Source organism: Bacillus sp. PS196 (genome assembly GCF_037963555.1).
Classification (GTDB): Bacteria; Bacillota; Bacilli; order Bacillales; family Bacillaceae; genus Bacillus; species Bacillus subtilis.
Genome location: NZ_CP150159.1, coordinates 1,395,421 through 1,412,308, shown reverse-complemented (window position 1 = coordinate 1,412,308; position 16,888 = coordinate 1,395,421). Strand labels below are relative to the sequence as shown.

17 protein-coding genes are annotated in these 16,888 nt (G+C 42.1%); 6 read left to right on the top strand and 11 right to left on the bottom strand.

Annotation, left to right across the window (positions count from 1 at the left end):
- The first annotated feature begins 3 nt into the window (after positions 1–3).
- Positions 4–1,065: an S-methyl-5-thioribose-1-phosphate isomerase gene (gene mtnA, locus NST79_RS07525; RefSeq protein WP_046380979.1), complete on the top strand. Its 1,062-nt coding sequence runs from the start codon at positions 4–6 to the stop codon at positions 1,063–1,065.
- Between the two features lie 33 nt (positions 1,066–1,098).
- Here the strand turns inward: mtnA and NST79_RS07520 are convergent, their stop codons facing one another.
- The 3 genes from NST79_RS07520 to kinE all read right to left on the bottom strand — a co-directional run bounded on the left by NST79_RS07520 (position 1,099) and on the right by kinE (position 4,025).
- Positions 1,099–1,224: a hypothetical protein gene (locus NST79_RS07520; protein ID WP_003232500.1), complete on the bottom strand. Its 126-nt coding sequence runs from the start codon at positions 1,222–1,224 to the stop codon at positions 1,099–1,101.
- Positions 1,225–1,314: 90 nt separating this feature from the next.
- A complete protein-coding gene (ogt, locus tag NST79_RS07515) occupies positions 1,315–1,812 on the bottom strand; it encodes a methylated-DNA--protein-cysteine methyltransferase (protein ID WP_003232502.1) in 498 nt (165 codons plus the stop codon).
- Entirely contained in the window at positions 1,809–4,025 is a 2,217-nt protein-coding gene (kinE, locus tag NST79_RS07510) for a sporulation two-component system sensor histidine kinase KinE (protein ID WP_003232504.1), read from the bottom strand. Before kinE ends, ogt begins: the two co-directional genes overlap by 4 nt.
- Before the next feature lie 252 nt (positions 4,026–4,277).
- Between kinE and NST79_RS07505 the strand changes: the two genes are divergently transcribed.
- The gene (locus NST79_RS07505) at positions 4,278–5,300 is read left to right on the top strand and encodes an acyltransferase family protein (protein ID WP_153255971.1); all 1,023 of its coding nucleotides are present in this window, start codon (positions 4,278–4,280) and stop codon (positions 5,298–5,300) included.
- A 41-nt stretch (positions 5,301–5,341) separates the two neighbouring features.
- Here NST79_RS07505 and NST79_RS07500 read toward each other — a convergent pair whose 3' ends face one another.
- From NST79_RS07500 to htpX, 4 genes are all read right to left on the bottom strand, one after another.
- Positions 5,342–5,524 carry a hypothetical protein gene (locus NST79_RS07500; RefSeq protein ID WP_015715779.1) on the bottom strand — a complete coding sequence of 61 codons (183 nt, stop codon included), beginning with the start codon at positions 5,522–5,524 and terminating at the stop codon, positions 5,342–5,344.
- Between the two features lie 2 nt (positions 5,525–5,526).
- Positions 5,527–5,682 carry a hypothetical protein gene (locus tag NST79_RS07495; protein WP_003232510.1) on the bottom strand — a complete coding sequence of 52 codons (156 nt, stop codon included), beginning with the start codon at positions 5,680–5,682 and terminating at the stop codon, positions 5,527–5,529.
- A 144-nt stretch (positions 5,683–5,826) separates the two neighbouring features.
- Positions 5,827–7,176, bottom strand: a complete 1,350-nt coding sequence (gene ktrD, locus NST79_RS07490) for a Ktr system potassium transporter KtrD (protein ID WP_003244672.1) — start codon at positions 7,174–7,176, stop codon at positions 5,827–5,829.
- Positions 7,177–7,349: 173 nt separating this feature from the next.
- The gene (htpX, locus tag NST79_RS07485) at positions 7,350–8,246 is read right to left on the bottom strand and encodes a protease HtpX (protein WP_003232513.1); all 897 of its coding nucleotides are present in this window, start codon (positions 8,244–8,246) and stop codon (positions 7,350–7,352) included.
- Positions 8,247–8,416: 170 nt separating this feature from the next.
- On the opposite strand from htpX, the gene htpK reads away from it, so the two are divergent.
- Together htpK and sspD are read left to right on the top strand one after the other, a co-directional pair.
- Entirely contained in the window at positions 8,417–9,118 is a 702-nt protein-coding gene (htpK, locus tag NST79_RS07480; protein ID WP_015252224.1) for a transcriptional regulator HtpK, read from the top strand.
- Positions 9,119–9,248: 130 nt separating this feature from the next.
- Complete coding sequence (gene sspD / locus NST79_RS07475) at positions 9,249–9,443, top strand: acid-soluble spore protein SspD (protein ID WP_003218568.1); 195 nt, start codon at positions 9,249–9,251, stop codon at positions 9,441–9,443.
- Between the two features lie 10 nt (positions 9,444–9,453).
- On the opposite strand, the gene rsgI is transcribed toward sspD, so the two are convergent.
- The 4 genes from rsgI to NST79_RS07455 form a co-directional block, all read right to left on the bottom strand.
- Positions 9,454–10,599 carry an anti-sigma-I factor RsgI gene (gene rsgI / locus NST79_RS07470; RefSeq protein ID WP_069322552.1) on the bottom strand — a complete coding sequence of 382 codons (1,146 nt, stop codon included), beginning with the start codon at positions 10,597–10,599 and terminating at the stop codon, positions 9,454–9,456.
- Positions 10,596–11,351: an RNA polymerase sigma factor SigI gene (gene sigI, locus NST79_RS07465; protein ID WP_003245855.1), complete on the bottom strand. Its 756-nt coding sequence runs from the start codon at positions 11,349–11,351 to the stop codon at positions 10,596–10,598. The genes rsgI and sigI overlap by 4 nt, the downstream gene beginning before the upstream one ends.
- A 263-nt stretch (positions 11,352–11,614) precedes the next feature.
- Positions 11,615–12,589, bottom strand: coding sequence for a TerC family protein (locus NST79_RS07460; RefSeq protein WP_014479617.1), 975 nt, complete (start codon positions 12,587–12,589; stop codon positions 11,615–11,617).
- A gap of 76 nt (positions 12,590–12,665) precedes the next feature.
- Positions 12,666–13,331, bottom strand: a complete 666-nt coding sequence (locus tag NST79_RS07455) for a DedA family protein (RefSeq protein ID WP_026113618.1) — start codon at positions 13,329–13,331, stop codon at positions 12,666–12,668.
- Between the two features lie 180 nt (positions 13,332–13,511).
- On the opposite strand from NST79_RS07455, the gene NST79_RS07450 reads away from it, so the two are divergent.
- A complete protein-coding gene (locus tag NST79_RS07450) occupies positions 13,512–15,914 on the top strand; it encodes an EAL domain-containing protein (protein WP_212059225.1) in 2,403 nt (800 codons plus the stop codon).
- A 36-nt stretch (positions 15,915–15,950) separates the two neighbouring features.
- A complete protein-coding gene (locus NST79_RS07445; RefSeq protein ID WP_003232529.1) occupies positions 15,951–16,886 on the top strand; it encodes a Ku protein in 936 nt (311 codons plus the stop codon).
- The last annotated feature ends 2 nt before the right edge of the window (positions 16,887–16,888 follow it).

Below are 16,888 nucleotides of genomic sequence, written 5' to 3'. Positions count from 1 at the left end.
TTCATGACCCATTCATTTGCTGTTCCACGTTCTGTTGAATGGAAAGAAACAGCTATTACCATTTTAAATCAGCAAAAGCTTCCTGATGAGACGGAATATTTGGAGCTGACGACGAAAGAGGATGTATTTGATGCGATTGTCACGCTCAAAGTAAGGGGCGCTCCGGCGATCGGCATTACGGCTGCCTTCGGACTGGCGCTTGCTGCCAAAAACATTGAAACAGATAATGTCACGGAATTCCGCCGCAGACTGGAAGACATCAAACAATATTTAAACAGCTCACGGCCTACCGCCATTAATTTGTCATGGGCGCTTGAGAGACTGAGTCATTCGGTCGCAAACGCGATTTCCGTAAATGAAGCAAAAACAAACCTTGTCCATGAAGCCATTCAGATTCAGGTTGAGGATGAGGAAACGTGCCGGTTGATCGGCCAAAACGCCCTGCAGCTTTTCAAAAAAGGCGACAGGATCATGACAATCTGCAATGCCGGCTCAATCGCGACAAGCCGCTATGGAACGGCGCTAGCTCCGTTTTACTTGGCCAAACAAAAAGATTTGGGATTACACATTTATGCCTGTGAAACAAGGCCTGTCCTGCAAGGTTCACGCCTTACTGCTTGGGAGCTGATGCAGGGGGGCATTGATGTCACTCTGATCACAGACAGCATGGCTGCCCATACGATGAAGGAAAAACAAATTTCCGCTGTTATCGTCGGAGCCGACCGAATTGCAAAGAACGGTGATACGGCAAATAAAATCGGCACATACGGTCTTGCTATTTTAGCAAACGCCTTTGATATTCCGTTTTTTGTCGCCGCACCTTTATCTACATTTGATACAAAGGTCAAATGCGGCGCTGATATCCCGATAGAGGAACGAGATCCCGAGGAAGTCAGGCAGATTTCCGGAGTTCGGACCGCTCCATCCAATGTGCCTGTCTTTAATCCCGCTTTCGACATTACACCTCATGATCTCATTTCAGGAATCATCACAGAAAAAGGGATTATGACCGGAAACTATGAAGAAGAGATTGAACAGCTGTTTAGAGGAGAAAAGGTGCATTAAAAAACCGCTGGACTTTGCTCATTTGGAGCCGAGTCAGCGGTTTTTTTGTTTCTTTTTGTTAACATTGATGATTTCATCTTTTTGAGCGCTTGATAAGATATGCAGTTTCACAAACAGTTCGGCAAAAACAGCAAGTTTCTCAGAGCGGCTCGGCTTCAATTGCTTTGTCCTCCTTTTTCACCAGACCAACTTTTTTAACTTAATAAAATGATATGTCGGCCGTGAAAAAAAGGGAACGTGCCATATGTTTTATTTTTCTTTATAGGAGATTCGCTCGATGTTTAGCAAAAATGCTTTGATCTCCGTTTTGCTTCCGGCGTATCCTGTTAACGCACTGTTTTTGCCGATCACTCTGTGGCACGGGACAAAAATCGGCAGGTCGTTACGTTTATTAGCCTGCCCGACAGCGCGCACCGCTTTCGGACTGCCGACCGCAGCGGCAATATCCGCATAGCTTCGGGATTCGCCATATGGAATCCTCTCCAGCGCCTGCCACACTTTTTGCTGAAAAGGAGTGCCCTTTTGGCTGAGCGGCAGGGAGAATGTCTTCCTTTCGCCTGCGAAATATTCTTGAAGCTGTTGTTTCGCTTCTGCAAGATTAGGTGTTTCCTTGTGCTCAGTATTCTGAACCGTTTCTTTCCAATCCACCCAATCTTCCTGACTGAGAAATAGACGAGTGATCCGGTCCTCCTCTTCGGCAATGATAAGTTCACCGAGCGGCGTCTCGGCTGTCGTATAGTAGTTCATTCATCATTCCTTCTTTCTTCAGCATTCTGTCTGACAGGAAGCGTAATATGAAAAACGGTGCCCTTCCCTTCTTCACTTTCTACCATAATCTCGCCTTGATGTTCTTCAATAATTTTATAGCTTACCATAAGCCCAAGTCCAGTTCCCCGTTCCTTTGTCGTATAAAACGGTTCACCAAGCCGCTTTAATTTATCTTCTGTCATTCCGATTCCCTCGTCTTTTAAGGAGATAAGAACATGATCTTGATCCAATGCCTTTATCGTTACAAAAATATTTCCGCCGTCAGGCATCACTTCGATGGCGTTTTTTAATATATTGATAAAAACCTGTTTCAGCTGATTCGGTTCACAGTAAATCGGGGGAATGTCGTCAATTAAATCAAGTTGCATTTGTACATTGCTGAGATTGGCTTGCGCATTTAGAAGGTCTATCGTGTCCCTCATAATTTGGGTAACATGTTTTTCCTCATACATAATGGCCTGGGGCTTGGCTAAAATCAAGAATTCGGTGATGATGGATTCGATGCGCTTTAGTTCTGAGGTGATCACGTTGAAGTAAAGGGCGTAGTCTCCCTCGACACTCCCTTTCAGAAGCTGAATGAAGCCTTTAAGAGCAGTCATCGGATTTCTGATTTCATGAGCAATGCCGGCTGCGAGTTCGCCGACAACATGAAGGGTATCTGATTTGCGCAGGCGTTCCTCCAATTCTTTTCGCTCTGTTACGTCTTTAAAGATAGCCAAGTTCATATTTTGAATAATATTCCGTTTAAATGAGAATTCGAGTTTTCTGTTATCACCGCTGCTCAGCAAAAATGGAATTTCGTTGTCCATTTCATCAAAATTAATCTGCCTTGCCGGTGATGCCAGATTTTCTATTTCATAAGCAGAAATAATATCTAACAGGCTGTGCTGTTTGATCTCTTCATGTGACAGTCCCAAAATATGGCTTGCTAACGGGTTGGCGTCAATGATCCTGTATTGATTGTCGAACAATACATTGCCGTCCATTGAGCCGTTGAACACTTTTCTGAATTTCAGCTCGCTTTCCCGAAGCTCCTTTTCCATCCGCTTTCTGTCGCTTACATTTCTTAAGATCGTCAAATGCTGATTTTCAAGGATTGTCCGTTTTGAAGTAAATTCAAGCTCTTTGAATTGCCCGTTCCCCATTTGAAACAGCAGCTCTTCTCTGATCTCTCCGTATTTTGCGTATTTCCTTTTCGTTATGCTGTATTTCTGCTGCGAGTCAACGAGAAAATCACACAGCTTTCTTTTCAACAGCAAATTCATCGGCAGCTCAAAAATTTTACAGGCTGATTGATTCGCTTTTACGATTCTTCCGTCATTCGACCAGATGATGATGGCGTCCATTGCATTTTCAAAGATTTCTCTGAAGCGCTCCTCACTTTTAAAGAGCTGCAGCTCCATAGACCGCTTCTCTGTGATATCCCTCATAATGGACATATAAAAACCGCTGATGATGTTTGATGTAATCGTGAATTCAAATAGTTTTTGAACTCCTGAACGAAGCTTGACAGGCAGCTCCCCCTTCGCTTTTCCCTTGCGGTTGAGCGCCTTCCAGATATTGTCGAAATCTTTACGTGAGCCGCTGTCTATGAACTCATACAACGATAAATGAGACAGCTCATTATGATTGATTTCAAAGCTTTTACAAAAGGACAAATTGGCATCAATAAAACCGCCATCTTTATCAAACAGGACGATTCCGTCAACTGCTCTGTCAAACAAGTCCTTAAAAAGCTGTTCATTCATAGAGAATTCCCGCTCCAGAATCTTCTTAGAAGATATGTCCCTCATGACAACAAAAAAGAAATCCTCACCAATGCCTCTTTTGGCCAGAAACTCTATGTATTTTGTTGCCCCGCAATCAAGCCTGATCGGAACCTCCTTCCACAGAAAGCCTTTTTTAAAAAACTTCTTTACGGAAAGATTCAGTTCATCCTTTGGGATTGAAAACAAAAAATCCAAAACAGAACGCTTTTTCAAATCTTCCGAGTCAACTTGAAGCATCCTTTCTGTTGCTTCATTTGCCTGAACAATCCGCATTTCGTTATCACAAATAAAAATAGCATCGAGCGTATTGTTGACAATCACTTGATGCTGATTCAATTCCTTTTTCAGTCGCGCGTTTTCTTCTTTGAGGCGATTCAGTTCCTCTCGCAGCTCCGAGTTTGTCTGGACACCAAGAGTTTCCATGCATGTACACTCCTTCTTCAAAACCTATCCCTCAATATTTCTACAAAATGCGGGAACTTCCTTCATTTGCCCTATAAATTTCAGAAAATTTCAGCGCCATTACATTACGAAGACATTTTCTACGATCCTTACCATCACTTTACATCGACCTAACAATCAGCATTTTTTTAGATTCCTTTTTCATCTTTTATTTTAAAATATGTACCAGCAGGGAATAATCTCTTAGTGACTGATGAAAGAGAAGGTGATGCTATGAGTAAATCGCGGGACAGTTATTTCGATAACGCAAAATTTCTATTGATATTCCTTGTTGTATTCGGTCATATCCTTCGTTCCTTTATTAATGATAATCATTTTATGCTCTACCTCTACAAGTTCATTTACACATTCCATATGCCTGCATTTATTCTTGTATCCGGTTATTTCGCGAAAGGCTTTAAACGGGCGGGATATGTAAAAAAGCTGGCGGTCAAGCTGATTATTCCGTATTTGATTTTCCAAATCATTTATTCCGTCTTTTATTACATTATGCAAGATGAAAGCATGGCAAATGTGAACCCGATTGATCCGCAATGGTCGTTATGGTTTCTTGTAAGCTTATTCTTTTGGAACCTGCTCCTATATCCTTTTTCAAAGCTTTCAAAGCAGTGGGCGCTGTTTGTCAGCTGCGGAATCGCCGTGCTGATCGGTTATCTGGACTTTGTCAGCAGCACGCTGAGCTTGTCACGGACATTCGTATTCTTACCGATGTTCCTTGTCGGTTTTTATTTAAATAAACATCATTTTGATTTATTGAGATCAAAACGCGGCAAACAAATTGCGCTCGGAGTGCTTGCCGCAGTATTCGTCATCTGCTGGGGCATCGATTTTGACTATTCTTTTCTGTTTGGTTCAAAACCGTATTCTTCATTTGGAGACGTTACCCTGGTAAGCGGACTATCCCGAATCGGCTGGTATGTACTCGCCTTTGCGGCAACCTTCAGCTTTTTAGCGCTTGTTCCGCAAAAACGGTATTTCTTTACCAAATGGGGAACCCGGACATTTTACGTGTATCTGCTTCACGGGTTTATTATTAAGACATTACGACAGGTCGGGCTTGAGGATTGGCTTACTGACTATCAAAGCTTAGTGATCCTCTTGCTTTTAACAGCAGCCCTGACATCAGTCCTCTCCAGCAACTTTGTTAAGACAGTCGCTCAGCCCTTCATTGAGCTGAGGATGACCAGCTTATTGCAATTTGTCAGAGGAACGGGCAAAAATGCTTATTTAAAATAGAAAAAGCACCTCTTAAGCGGACGCCGCCTAAGAGGTCTTTTTTATTTTTGTTTTTTATTTTTGTTTTTTTCTTTTTTCTTTTCAGGCTTGGTGACTTCCAGCGTTTCGATGATCTTCCCGGCATTGTAATCCCCAAGTTCACTTGAGAACTCTTCCTCCAGCACCTTTTTATTCATAGGCTTTTTATGATTTTGCATGTCTCTGCTATGACGGTTTTTCTTCACAACTACATGCCTCCCTGCTGGCCCTGTTTGGAATTGCGGTTTGCCCCTCTAAAATTGGGGTCGTCATGATATTGTGTCTTATATGAATTGGGGTCCATGCTCTCGGTAGGTGTATTGTTATTTTTAATGGCTTCATTCACTTCAGCTTTACGCTTCATACGAATCCTCCTCGCCAGGTTTCAGACATTTTAAGATGCAGGAGCGTAAATTGCACCTGTCGAAGTTAGGTTCTCCAACTGAACAGGAGGCACACATCTTTTTTTTGGCAATCAAAAAACACCGCAAAGTATGCGGTGTTTTGCCTATCCGATAATCACTCTTTCTTTCGGATAGTGATAGTTCGCTTCAATTTCCTTTCTTCCGATCAGATACAGGAAGGTTAGGATGCCGATTCGCCCGATAAACATGACAATCATAATGACGCATTTTCCAACACTGCTCAAATCTGCCGTAATTCCAAGCGACAGGCCGGTTGTACCGAATGCCGAGCACACTTCAAACAAAAGCTCCAGCAGGGAATGTTTTTCTGTAATGGTCAGAATGAGTGTCGCGCCAAAAACGAGCAGGATCGCCATCATCGTGACAACAAGCGACTTCATCAAGTCAGCAGGGTGAAGCTCCCGTTTGAATACCTTTACGGCCTTATTGCCGCGGGCAAAATGAAACAGCGCAAGAAGGTTCAAAGCAAAAGTCGTTGTCCGTATGCCTCCCCCGACTGAGCTTGGCGACGCTCCGATAAACATCAGCGCACAAATAAAAAAGAGTGTGGAATCTGATAATTGGCTGATATCGATTGTTGCCAGTCCCCCGCTTCGGGTTGCCGTTGATTGAAACAGGGACAAAAACAAAATATCATGCCATGATTTTCCTGCAAACGCATGGTTTGCTTCCAGGGCAAAGATGCCAATGGCTCCAAACAAGACAAGTGAGCCGAATGTAATCGTCGTGATCTTTGTAAAAAGCGTAAATGGATAACGCCGATGCTTTGAAAACAGGAAATCCTTTACTTCAACAAGCACGGGAAATCCAATCGCTCCAAATATAATTAAAAGCATTGTAATAAACTGCACAAAGTAATCGTGGCGAAAAGGAATCATCGAATTACCGGTAATATCAAATCCGCCGTTTGTCGTTGCACTGATACTGGCAAAAAATCCGTGTAAATAAGCTTCCTGATAGGAGTCATAGTAGGTTAAGAAATATGTGCCGAGAATCAGCCCGCCAAAAAATTCAATCCACAAGATCAGAAACAGTACCTGCTTCATCAGATTGACAATTCCTGAAAACTGGGATTGGTTTTGATCAACCATAATCAGCTTCCGTTCTTTCAGCCCGATTCGTTTTCCCATGATCAGCCAAATGAACGTTCCGAGCGTCATAATTCCGATTCCGCCAAATTGCAGAACAAATGCTAATATAAAAATCCCTATTGTGCTGAATGTATCAGCTGTATCAACAACTGTCAGCCCCGTTACACTGACTGAACTGACAGCTGTAAAAAGCGCATCAATAAACGTCCAATCCGCCCCCGGTTTATGGGCCGCCGGCAAACTCAGCAATATAACGGCCACAGTAACTGCAAGAAAATAATATAATGCGATCAGCTGGGCCGGTGACAAGGCCTGTATCAATTTTCCAAACTTTAATCTCATGTAAAATCCTTCTGCCTCTCTTTTTAAGTACGGTAATTATTCTAAAGATATTAGGTCCATTTTTAAAGGCTTTTACGAAACATTTTCTTAACTTGCTTATTTTTTTATGATTTTAGTCAATGGATAAAATAAAAAACCTCTGAGAATTCTCTCAGAGGAACAATGTGTTTGTATTATTTAGCTTCCAGCCGCCTGATTCGCTCATCTAAATCAGGATGAGTAGAGAAAAGCGAAGAGCGCTTCTTGCCATTAATCTTTAACGTTTGGACAGCTGTCTGATCGTCTTCCATAATCCGGGAAGAATAACTTTTAAGCGTCCGCAGCGCATGAATCATCTTGTCCTTGCCGGCAAGATCCGCTCCTCCCCTGTCAGCATGGAATTCACGATGGCGTGAATACGCAAACACAACCAGGCTGCCAAGTATCGAAAAGACAATCTGAAAAATAATCATTGCAATAAAATGAACGATCGGCGCTAGATCTTCTTTGACAAAACGGCTTGCTATCCAAGCGGCGATACGCGATAAAAAGACGACAAAGGTATTAACGATACCTTGCAAAAGCGTCATCGTTACCATATCACCATTTGTGATATGCGCGACCTCGTGGGCAAGCACACCTTCAACCGCTGCGTCATCCATCTGCTCCAGCAGCCCTGACGATACTGCGACAAGTGAACGGCGTTTTGACGGTCCAGTCGCAAACGCGTTTACTTCAGGTGAACGGTAAATCCCTACTTCCGGCATTTTCGTTAAACCGGCAGAGCGGCTTAATCTGTGAACACGATCAACCAATTGCTGTTCCTCATAGCTGAGCGAGTGTTTTTTCGGATTCAGCACTCTGACGCCCATCATCGTCTTTGCCATCCATCTGGACATTGCAAGAGACGTAAAGGAACCGACAAATCCAACGACTAAACTGAACACAAGAAGCGCCATTGGATCGATACCGCCATCAGCTGTAAAGTACGTCCCGACTCCTGTAACAGAGCTTAAAACAGACAAAACGATCCCGATTGTTGTAAGCACCAAAATATTCGTTAGAATAAACAGAAAAATTCTTTTCGCCATAACAACCTCCGTTATTTTAAGTTCGAAAGAACCCGTATATTTAAATTATAAAACATCCATTTGAAAATGCAAGGAATTCGACGTATGATGTTAATGTAATTTGCTGACGCTTGAATTTTGAACTTATACATAGACCAATATCCGCGTCAAATTGTTTAAAGAGGTGAACAATGAACATTTTTAAACTCTCTCGAACCGATATGGTGCGGCTGCTCTATTCCCTAAAAGGACAAGGAGAACATAGCCCGCTCGACATTCTCGTCCAATCAGCGAACATGTCAGCAGAAAAAGCAGCCAATCATCTAGAAATTCCTGAATTTCTTACAAGATACGAACGAAAAAAACAGAAAAAAGAATACGGTCTTTCTACAAATGAAATCGTAGAGCTTGGCAACTTATGCGAGCTGACTTCGTTAAAGTCAACCGCAATTCAAAACTGGGTAAAGCGTGATATCAAAGATCTGATCGGACACCCTGAGCTGGGCAAAAAATACTCAGTTGAACAGGCAGTTATTCTTTTAATTGTACGTGATTTAAAATCCATTTATGACTTTGAACACATACGGGCTATTTTAAAAGTGGCCTTTAACACAATCTCAGACAGATCTGATGATGTCATCAGCCCGATTGCTTATTATGAAAGCTGCGCATATGTGCTTGATGCCATCCATCACCAAGATACTCCTTCTATGAAAGAATCAAATCTGCAGGAGATCGCCGAACAGGAGACAGAGCGTCTCCGTCACCGTTTTGAAGAACTGAATGACAGCCAATGGCTTAAAATCAGACAAATTATCGCCATTACAGTCCTCTCCATTTTGACGTTCCATATTCAGGCAACCGCACATAAAATGACAGCAGACATTCTATAGTCTGCGTCACCTCGGCTTAGAGGCCGGGGTTTTATTTTTCTCCACAACAATTGCCAGCATAAATAAACCCCGTATATTTCAAACTAAATACGCGTTAAGAATTTCTTTATCGAAAAAGGAGATGAAAAAGATGGCGAGCAGAAATAAACTCGTTGTTCCAGGGGTGGAGCAGGCACTAGACCAATTTAAACTCGAAGTGGCTCAAGAATTCGGTGTGAACCTTGGTTCTGATACAGTCGCACGCGCTAACGGCTCTGTAGGCGGAGAAATGACAAAGCGGCTGGTACAGCAAGCACAATCACAATTAAATGGCACAACTAAATAAATTCAGGTCTTTATTCGCCGGGGGCACTCGGCGAATCTTCATTTTGAGCTGAATGATTATCACTGCTGTAGCCGTTTGGATTACGTCGGTCTGAAGCGTTATCCCTTCTGGACGAAGAACGGTTCTTGCCTTGTTCACCATTGTTCCAGTCCCTGTGATATTGGCTTTGACCCTTGTCAGCGCCGTTATTTTCATTTCCTTTATCTTGAGGATCTTGTATTGGGGTTTGCTCATGGTCCCCATCTTTTTCGGTATTTATATTTTCATCTGATTCCTTTATTTTTTTATCTTGGTCACTATCATCAATCTGGTCATCCGCTTTCTCTTCTTTCTGGTCTCCGGAATCCGCATCATTCAGCTGTTCATTATCTCCTTGCTTGCTGTCCTGGGTGTCAGTTTGATCGGTGTTTTCATCCTCATTTTCATCACTCTTTTGATCCTCTTCCCCGGATGGTTTGCTGGAGTCATCTTTTAAATCTTTATTGTCATTCTTTTCATTTGATTTGATGTAGCTGCCTGTTGAGACGCCTTCTTTCTTCGCTTTTTCCCTCGTTTGCATATCTGACTCGAGAGATTCCATGCGGTATGTCGTTTTATATTTTTCAGTCACATCATTCAGCTGTTTTTTCACAGCCTTTTTATATGTATTGTCTTCTGTGTTTTCATAAACAGTGGAAATCAATATTTCTTTCGATTTCTTTACATACCCGTGTTCACTGCAGTCGGTTATAATATCGTCAATCACCTTTTTAAAATCAGTCTTCTCCCAATCATCTATATCATTCACGACTTTCTGTCCCTCATCGTTTAGAGGCGTCAGTTCAATCACTTCATAATCGCTGTTTAACGCCATTTCGACGCTTGGATTGATATCAATTGTCATATACGCATAGGCCTTATTATTAGAAAAAACGGGGAGAACTATAAAAATAAAGAGCATAATAGCAGTCATCGTAAAAATCCCCATTTTGAAAGGGCGCAGTTTAAAAAAATCAAAAAAGCTGGCCCTTCTGCCCATGCGTGTTTCACTCGGAAGCATGATTTCTTCTCCGATTTCATAGCTGTGTCGATCATTTTTGGCTTTTAAAAATTGTCCGTCAGGGGTCAGCAACGTGACGAATTTTTTATTTTTCTCTACTATAATCCCTCTTCTCATGAGTGCAGCACCCCTTTAAGATAATCTTTTAAATAAATATAATCACCCGTAATGATAATACACATCGCAATAATATATTTTCTGTTTCTCTCAATCGTTTTTCGGCTTACAGAGACAAGCTGTTCAAGCTGTTTGACCGGAAGCTGCTTCTTTGTATACAGGATAGCGGCCAATTCTTCATGTTCAACAAGCGTCATTGCCACCTTTATGGCGTTTTGCCTTGCATCCGTGTGCTTTGGAGAATTTTCAAGCAGTTCTTTAAACGATAAACCATAATCCTTGAGCTGCTTTTGAAAATAGAGGATTTCCTCCCGCCTCTGCTCCTGTTCAATCTGACGGCGGTATTCATCAATGGAAAGCTCGGCTTCAATCAGGCTTTGTGATGACTCCTGATCGTCTCCTTCCTGTAAATCGATATTTATATTTTGTGCGCTTCTGGCTTCTTTTCTAATGTAATCAATGACTTTTCTTTTTATAATAAGCTCAGCAAATGCGAGCAGAGAATTTCCTTTTTCAGGTGAATATTTTTCTATAGCTTCATTAAACGCGATCAGTCCAATACTGAACTCATCGTCTTTTTCATCTATATATCGTTTACAAACGGATGAAACCGTCTTTGCGATAAATGGCTTATATTGCTGTATTAATTCATTTTGCAGATCTTTATTGCCTTTTTGTATACTCTCAACAGCTTTTTCAAGTGTTTGCTTCTTTTTTCCCAATTTAAACAAAAGGCTAAGCACTGGTTTCACCTCAGTTCCTCCCTATAACTACTCATTAATGATAGCTAATTTGATAGGGATTCGCAAAGGAGAAAAAGAAATATTGATTTCCAATGTCTCAATTATGACAAACCATTCTGACGTCCTATACATGATTTCGTGCCTTTCTAAAGAATTAAGGGGGTTTTATGCGTGTTTTTTGTAACAAAGATGTTATAAAAATGTTATTTTATTTCGCTTATGAAAACGCTTCAAACACAAAAAGACTCTGCTTTTAAGCAGAGTCTTTCAGATTACGCCCGTTCACGGGTGCTGTTTCTTTGTTCGTTTTGTGCGCCCTCCGGCTGTTTTTTCCCACCTGACATAAACCAGCCGCAAACCGCGATTGCTGCTAAGACACCCCAGAATATCAGCTTCCATGTTCCAGAATGAATAAAGTGCTCAGAAACAACCGCTATGTCGCGATGGGCAAGCGTATATAAAGCAAGCTTCACTCCGACCCAGCCGACAATCACAAAGGCTGCTGTTTCTAGGCTTGGACGTTCCTTTAATAACTTCACAAACATGGAAGCCGCAAACCGCATGATCACCAGTCCGATGATACCGCCGGCCAAAATGACGAGAAATTGTCCTCCGTCAAGTCCGCCGATCTTCGGGAGTGATGTCCCAGGAAGTGTAACCGCCAGCGCTACTGCTGCTAAGATGGAATCAACAGCAAACGCGATATCTGCCAGCTCAACTTTTAAAACAGTCGGCCAAAAACCGCTTTGCTTCGTCTCTTTATGTGTGTCTTCTTTCTTAAATACATATCTTTTCAATAAGTGGCTTGCTGAGATATACAGCAAATAGATCGCGCCAATCGCTTGAACCTGCCATACGTTGACCAAGAAAGAAATTGCAAATAAAGAGCCAAATCGCAGAACAAAAGCCCCTGCCAATCCATAAAATAACGCTTTTTTTCTTTTTTCCTCCGGCAAATGTTTTACCATTACCGCCATAACCAGCGCGTTATCGGCGGCTAAAATCCCTTCCAGCCCGATCAAGACGAGAAGAACCCAACCATACTCTAATAATAATGCTGCATCCATAAATGATACCCTCCCAAAAAAGTTGTTTTCTTTCTCTTCATCCGATCTTATGCCGGCCGGACCATGCAAAAAAGACCTTTGCCGACATAAGGCAAAGGTCTTGCTAGACATGAATTCAGGCATGCCAACAAAGCCGATGGATACAATCCATGAAATGACGACTTTGTTTCCGGAATACATTCCGGACGCTACTCCCCTTTGGGATTTCAAGAAATATGATTTTATACGTCAATGATATGCGCAGCGCAATGATTTGTCAACGTTTATTTTTCAAAAATACAGATAATTGTTCGGAGTGCGTGCGTTTCTTCCTCTTTTTCATCAGTAAGTAGAGCAGGAAAAGCGCCAAAATGGCTATCCCGATCGGAAGCATATATTGATCAAGAATAGAGCCGACTTCCTTCCAATTTTCACCGAGCTTCACACCGAGATAAACATATACAAATGTAATCGGAAGCATAGCAATGAATGTATAAAGCGAAAACACCCAAACATTCATTTTTGCAATTCCGCACGGTATGGAAATCAATGTCCTGATGCCAGGCAAGAAACGGCCGCTGAAGGCGACAAAGCCTCCATGTTTTTTGAAAAATTCATCTGACTTATCAAGCGCTTCAGGTTTAATAAAGAGATACTTCCCAAAACGTTCAAGAAACGGCCTTCCTCCGTACCGGCCTATCCAATACAGCGTAAGCGGACCGGCCACTCCCCCAAGCGATCCTGCCAAAACAACGCCGGCGAGTGTCATATCGCCTTTAGATACCCAATAGCCCGCAAGCGGCAAGACGACTTCGGCCGGGATAAACTCAATACTGAGCGCTAGAAATATTCCAAAATAAGATAAGCTTTTAAATGCTTCTATCCATGACATAACCAGCTCTTCGATAGCCACCAACTCCCTTGTTTCATGTTTATGTATCATACATTTTTGTTTTTTCGGAAAACGTCAAGATGATTTTAACACATTTTTCACGGTCAGTTGAACTAAAAATAGATCTCCCTCGTATTTCTATCGTTTTGAAGGCTGAAACTCTGCGGTTAAGCAGCCGATAATAAAGAGAGTCAACAAGACTGGAACACACGATACTGGGGGAATCTCCATTTGGAAATACACGTTACATATAATACGACGCTCATATGTTTATCTTTTCTTATCGCCTGTACCGCCTCGTATATTTCCCTTGAACTTTCAAGGAAAGTCACCATCAATACAGGCTTAAAAAGTAAAATTTGGCTGATCGGCGGCTCACTTATTATGGGATTCGGTATTTGGTCAATGCATTTTGTAGGGATGATGGCGGTCCATATGGAAATGCCGATGGAATATGAATTCATGCCTTTACTGGCAGCCATTGGCGCATCTGTTTCGGGATCATTTGTGTCATTATATTTTGTCAGCCGGCACATTCTTACATATTACAGACTGCTTACCGGATCAGTTGTGCTTGGCGCATCTATTGCTTCTATGCACTATATCGGAATGTCTGCCATTTCCCGGGTAATGATTATTTACGAACCGATTTTATTTACAGTTTCAATTATCATTGCGATTGCAGCCTCTTTCGTCTCGTTAAAAATATTCTTTGACTTGGCCGTAAAAAAACATTCTGAGCATCTTATATTCTATAAAGTCGTCAGTTCAATTGTAATGGGCATTGGGATTTCGGGCATGCACTACACAGGGATGCTTGCGGCAACTTTCCATAAGGACATGGCTCCGCCCGGAAGCCATATGGAGGTGCAAACGTTTCATTGGTCAATTTTTGTTACTTTAATTATTTTTTGTATCCAAACGTTATTGTTATTCAGTTCCCATGCAGATCGAAAGTTTATTAAACAGAGCGAACGCATAAAGGATAACGAACAGCGATTTCAGTCTTTAATCGTCCACAATATTGATGCAATCTTTATTTTATCATTAGAAGGAAACATAATATCTTCCAATCACGCTGGTGAGGAAATGATCAGCAAATTTGGCTTCAGCATGCATGACTGGAGGAATTACACATCACTGAAGATTAAGCGCCTTTTTGAGCAAGTTAAAAAAGATAAACAAGCGATGAACAGTGATGGCGAACTTATCACTGAAAAAGGCCAGTTTCACTTAAATATTACTCTCATACCTGTTGAGGTCAATCAAGAACTGGACAGCATTTATGTCATTTGCAAAGACATGACGAAGCAGTACAAAGCAGAAAAAGAAATCCATAGAATGGCTCATTATGATTCGCTTACAGACTTACCTAACAGAAGACATGCCATCTCTCATCTAACAAAGGTACTGAATCGCGAGCATACCTTGCATTATAACACCGTTGTTTTCTTTCTCGACTTAAACCGGTTTAAAGTGATTAACGATGCATTAGGGCATAATGTCGGGGATCAACTGCTTCAGTTTGCGGCTAAACGTTTGTCATCTGTAGTCCCTGATAACGGATTTATCGCCCGTCTTGGCGGTGATGAATTTATTATTATATTAACAGACGCCAATACAGGAACAGGCGAAGCAGATGTTTTAGCAAGAAAAATTATCCAAATATTCAAAAAACCTTTCAAAATTCAAGATCACACCCTTGTCACATCTGTCAGTATCGGGATTGCGATATCTCCAAAAGACGGGACGGATGGCCTTGAATTGATGAAAAAGGCTGATATGGCGATGTATGCGGCTAAAGAACGAAACAAAAGCAAATACAGATACTATTCTTTTTCAATCGGCAACAAAGAAACCGTCAAGCTTAACCAAGAGATGGTACTCAGAGAAGCAATCGAAAACGATAGATTTGTCTTGCATTATCAGCCGCAATTCAGTGTAAAAAAACAAAAAATGACAGGAGCAGAAGCACTGATACGCCTTGTGACACCAGACGGGCAACTGCGTCCGCCCGGAGAATTCATCGGTGTCGCAGAAGAAACGGGACTTATTATTGATATCGGAAAGTGGATTATAGATGAAGCATGCAAGCAGGCAAGGATTTGGCACGACAAAGGCTATGATCTTTCTGTCGCCATTAATATTTCCGCCAGACAGTTCCAATCCGAAGATCTGATTCCCCTCATCAAGGATACGCTTAATAAATACCAGCTTCCTCCGCAGCTTCTTGAAGTGGAGGTGACGGAAAGCATGACAATGGACAATCTCGATCACTCCAAAAAGGTTTTGTCATCTCTTACAGAATTAGGAATCAGAATCAGTATTGACGATTTCGGTACTGGTCACAGCTCCCTTAGCTATTTGAAGGACTTCCCGATTCACAGGCTGAAGATTGACAAATCATTTATTGACGATATTCAGACCCATCCTAAATCAGAGCAAATTACCGGAGCTATTATTGCCATGGGGCATCAGCTGTCTTTGCAGGTGATTGCCGAAGGTGTGGAAAATGCAGCTCAAAAGCAGCTTCTTTTTGAAAAAGGCTGCGACCATTTGCAGGGCTTCTTTTTCAGCAGGCCAATACCTCCGGAACAATTCGAACAATTCATTATTGAACAGCCGTCGCAATAACAGCGCCGGCTTTTTTTCACCCATAAGTTACTACACATGAATCGTACTCCTTCTCTTCACACTAAAGAAAAAAAGGGGTTTATCGATATGCATACAATGTGGAAGGGATCGATCAGCTTCGGATTAGTAAACATCCCCATCAAGCTATATGCGGCCACAGAAGATAAAGATATTAAACTGCGCAGCCTCCATAAAGAGGATCACGCACCAATCAAATACGAGAAAGTTTGCACAAATTGCGAAAAAACTCTTAGTCCTGATGAAATTGTGAAGGGATATGAATATGTAAAAGGAAAATATGTAGTGCTGACAGACGAAGATTTAAAAAGCTTAAAACAGGAGCATGAGGAGAAAGCAGTTGAGATTGTTGACTTTGTTCAGCTTCAGGAAATTGATCCGATTTATTTTAACCGCTCCTACTTTGTCGGCCCCGGGGATAATGGGACGAAGGCCTATACCCTGCTGCGTGAGGCGCTGCGCTCAACCGGAAAGATCGGTATCGCCAATATGACAATCAGGTCAAAGCAGCAGCTGGCGATTCTCCGTGTTTATGAAAATTGTATCGTCATGGAGTCTATCCATTATCCCGATGAGGTCAGAAGCGCCGCTCATGTCCCAGGTGTACCTGATCAATCGAATGTAAACGATAAGGAACTGCAAACTGCTATCACATTAATAGATGAACTGACTGCTGAGTTTGAGCCTGAGAAATATGAAGACACGTACCGACAGGCGCTGCTGCAAAGAGTCAACGACAAGCTAGAAAATAAAGAAACGGCTGTCACTCCTGATAAAGCGCCACCTCGTGAAGATGTCATTGACCTGGTAAGCGCTCTGCAAGCCAGCATCGACAGAACCAGAAGGCCGAACCGGGAGACACCGGCTGCCGCACCTGCACAAGCCGCTGAACCGAAAGGAGCCGGAGATAAAAAACAAAAAACAACTAGAAAAAAAGCCTCCGGCACATCATAGCG

Excerpts from the sequence above, each read along its gene's own strand:
- mtnA (WP_046380979.1), top strand. The coding sequence starts at position 4 with ATGACCCATTCATTTGCTGTTCCACGTTCTGTTGAATGGAAAGAAACA.
- ogt (WP_003232502.1), bottom strand. The coding sequence starts at position 1,812 with ATGAACTACTATACGACAGCCGAGACGCCGCTCGGTGAACTTATCATT.
- kinE (WP_003232504.1), bottom strand. The coding sequence starts at position 4,025 with ATGGAAACTCTTGGTGTCCAGACAAACTCGGAGCTGCGAGAGGAACTG.
- NST79_RS07505 (WP_153255971.1), top strand. The coding sequence starts at position 4,278 with ATGAGTAAATCGCGGGACAGTTATTTCGATAACGCAAAATTTCTATTG.
- NST79_RS07495 (WP_003232510.1), bottom strand. The coding sequence starts at position 5,682 with ATGAAGCGTAAAGCTGAAGTGAATGAAGCCATTAAAAATAACAATACA.
- ktrD (WP_003244672.1), bottom strand. The coding sequence starts at position 7,176 with ATGAGATTAAAGTTTGGAAAATTGATACAGGCCTTGTCACCGGCCCAG.
- htpX (WP_003232513.1), bottom strand. The coding sequence starts at position 8,246 with ATGGCGAAAAGAATTTTTCTGTTTATTCTAACGAATATTTTGGTGCTT.
- htpK (WP_015252224.1), top strand. The coding sequence starts at position 8,417 with ATGAACATTTTTAAACTCTCTCGAACCGATATGGTGCGGCTGCTCTAT.
- sspD (WP_003218568.1), top strand. The coding sequence starts at position 9,249 with ATGGCGAGCAGAAATAAACTCGTTGTTCCAGGGGTGGAGCAGGCACTA.
- rsgI (WP_069322552.1), bottom strand. The coding sequence starts at position 10,599 with ATGAGAAGAGGGATTATAGTAGAGAAAAATAAAAAATTCGTCACGTTG.
- NST79_RS07460 (WP_014479617.1), bottom strand. The coding sequence starts at position 12,589 with ATGTATTCCGGAAACAAAGTCGTCATTTCATGGATTGTATCCATCGGC.
- NST79_RS07455 (WP_026113618.1), bottom strand. The coding sequence starts at position 13,331 with ATGATACATAAACATGAAACAAGGGAGTTGGTGGCTATCGAAGAGCTG.
- NST79_RS07445 (WP_003232529.1), top strand. The coding sequence starts at position 15,951 with ATGAATCGTACTCCTTCTCTTCACACTAAAGAAAAAAAGGGGTTTATC.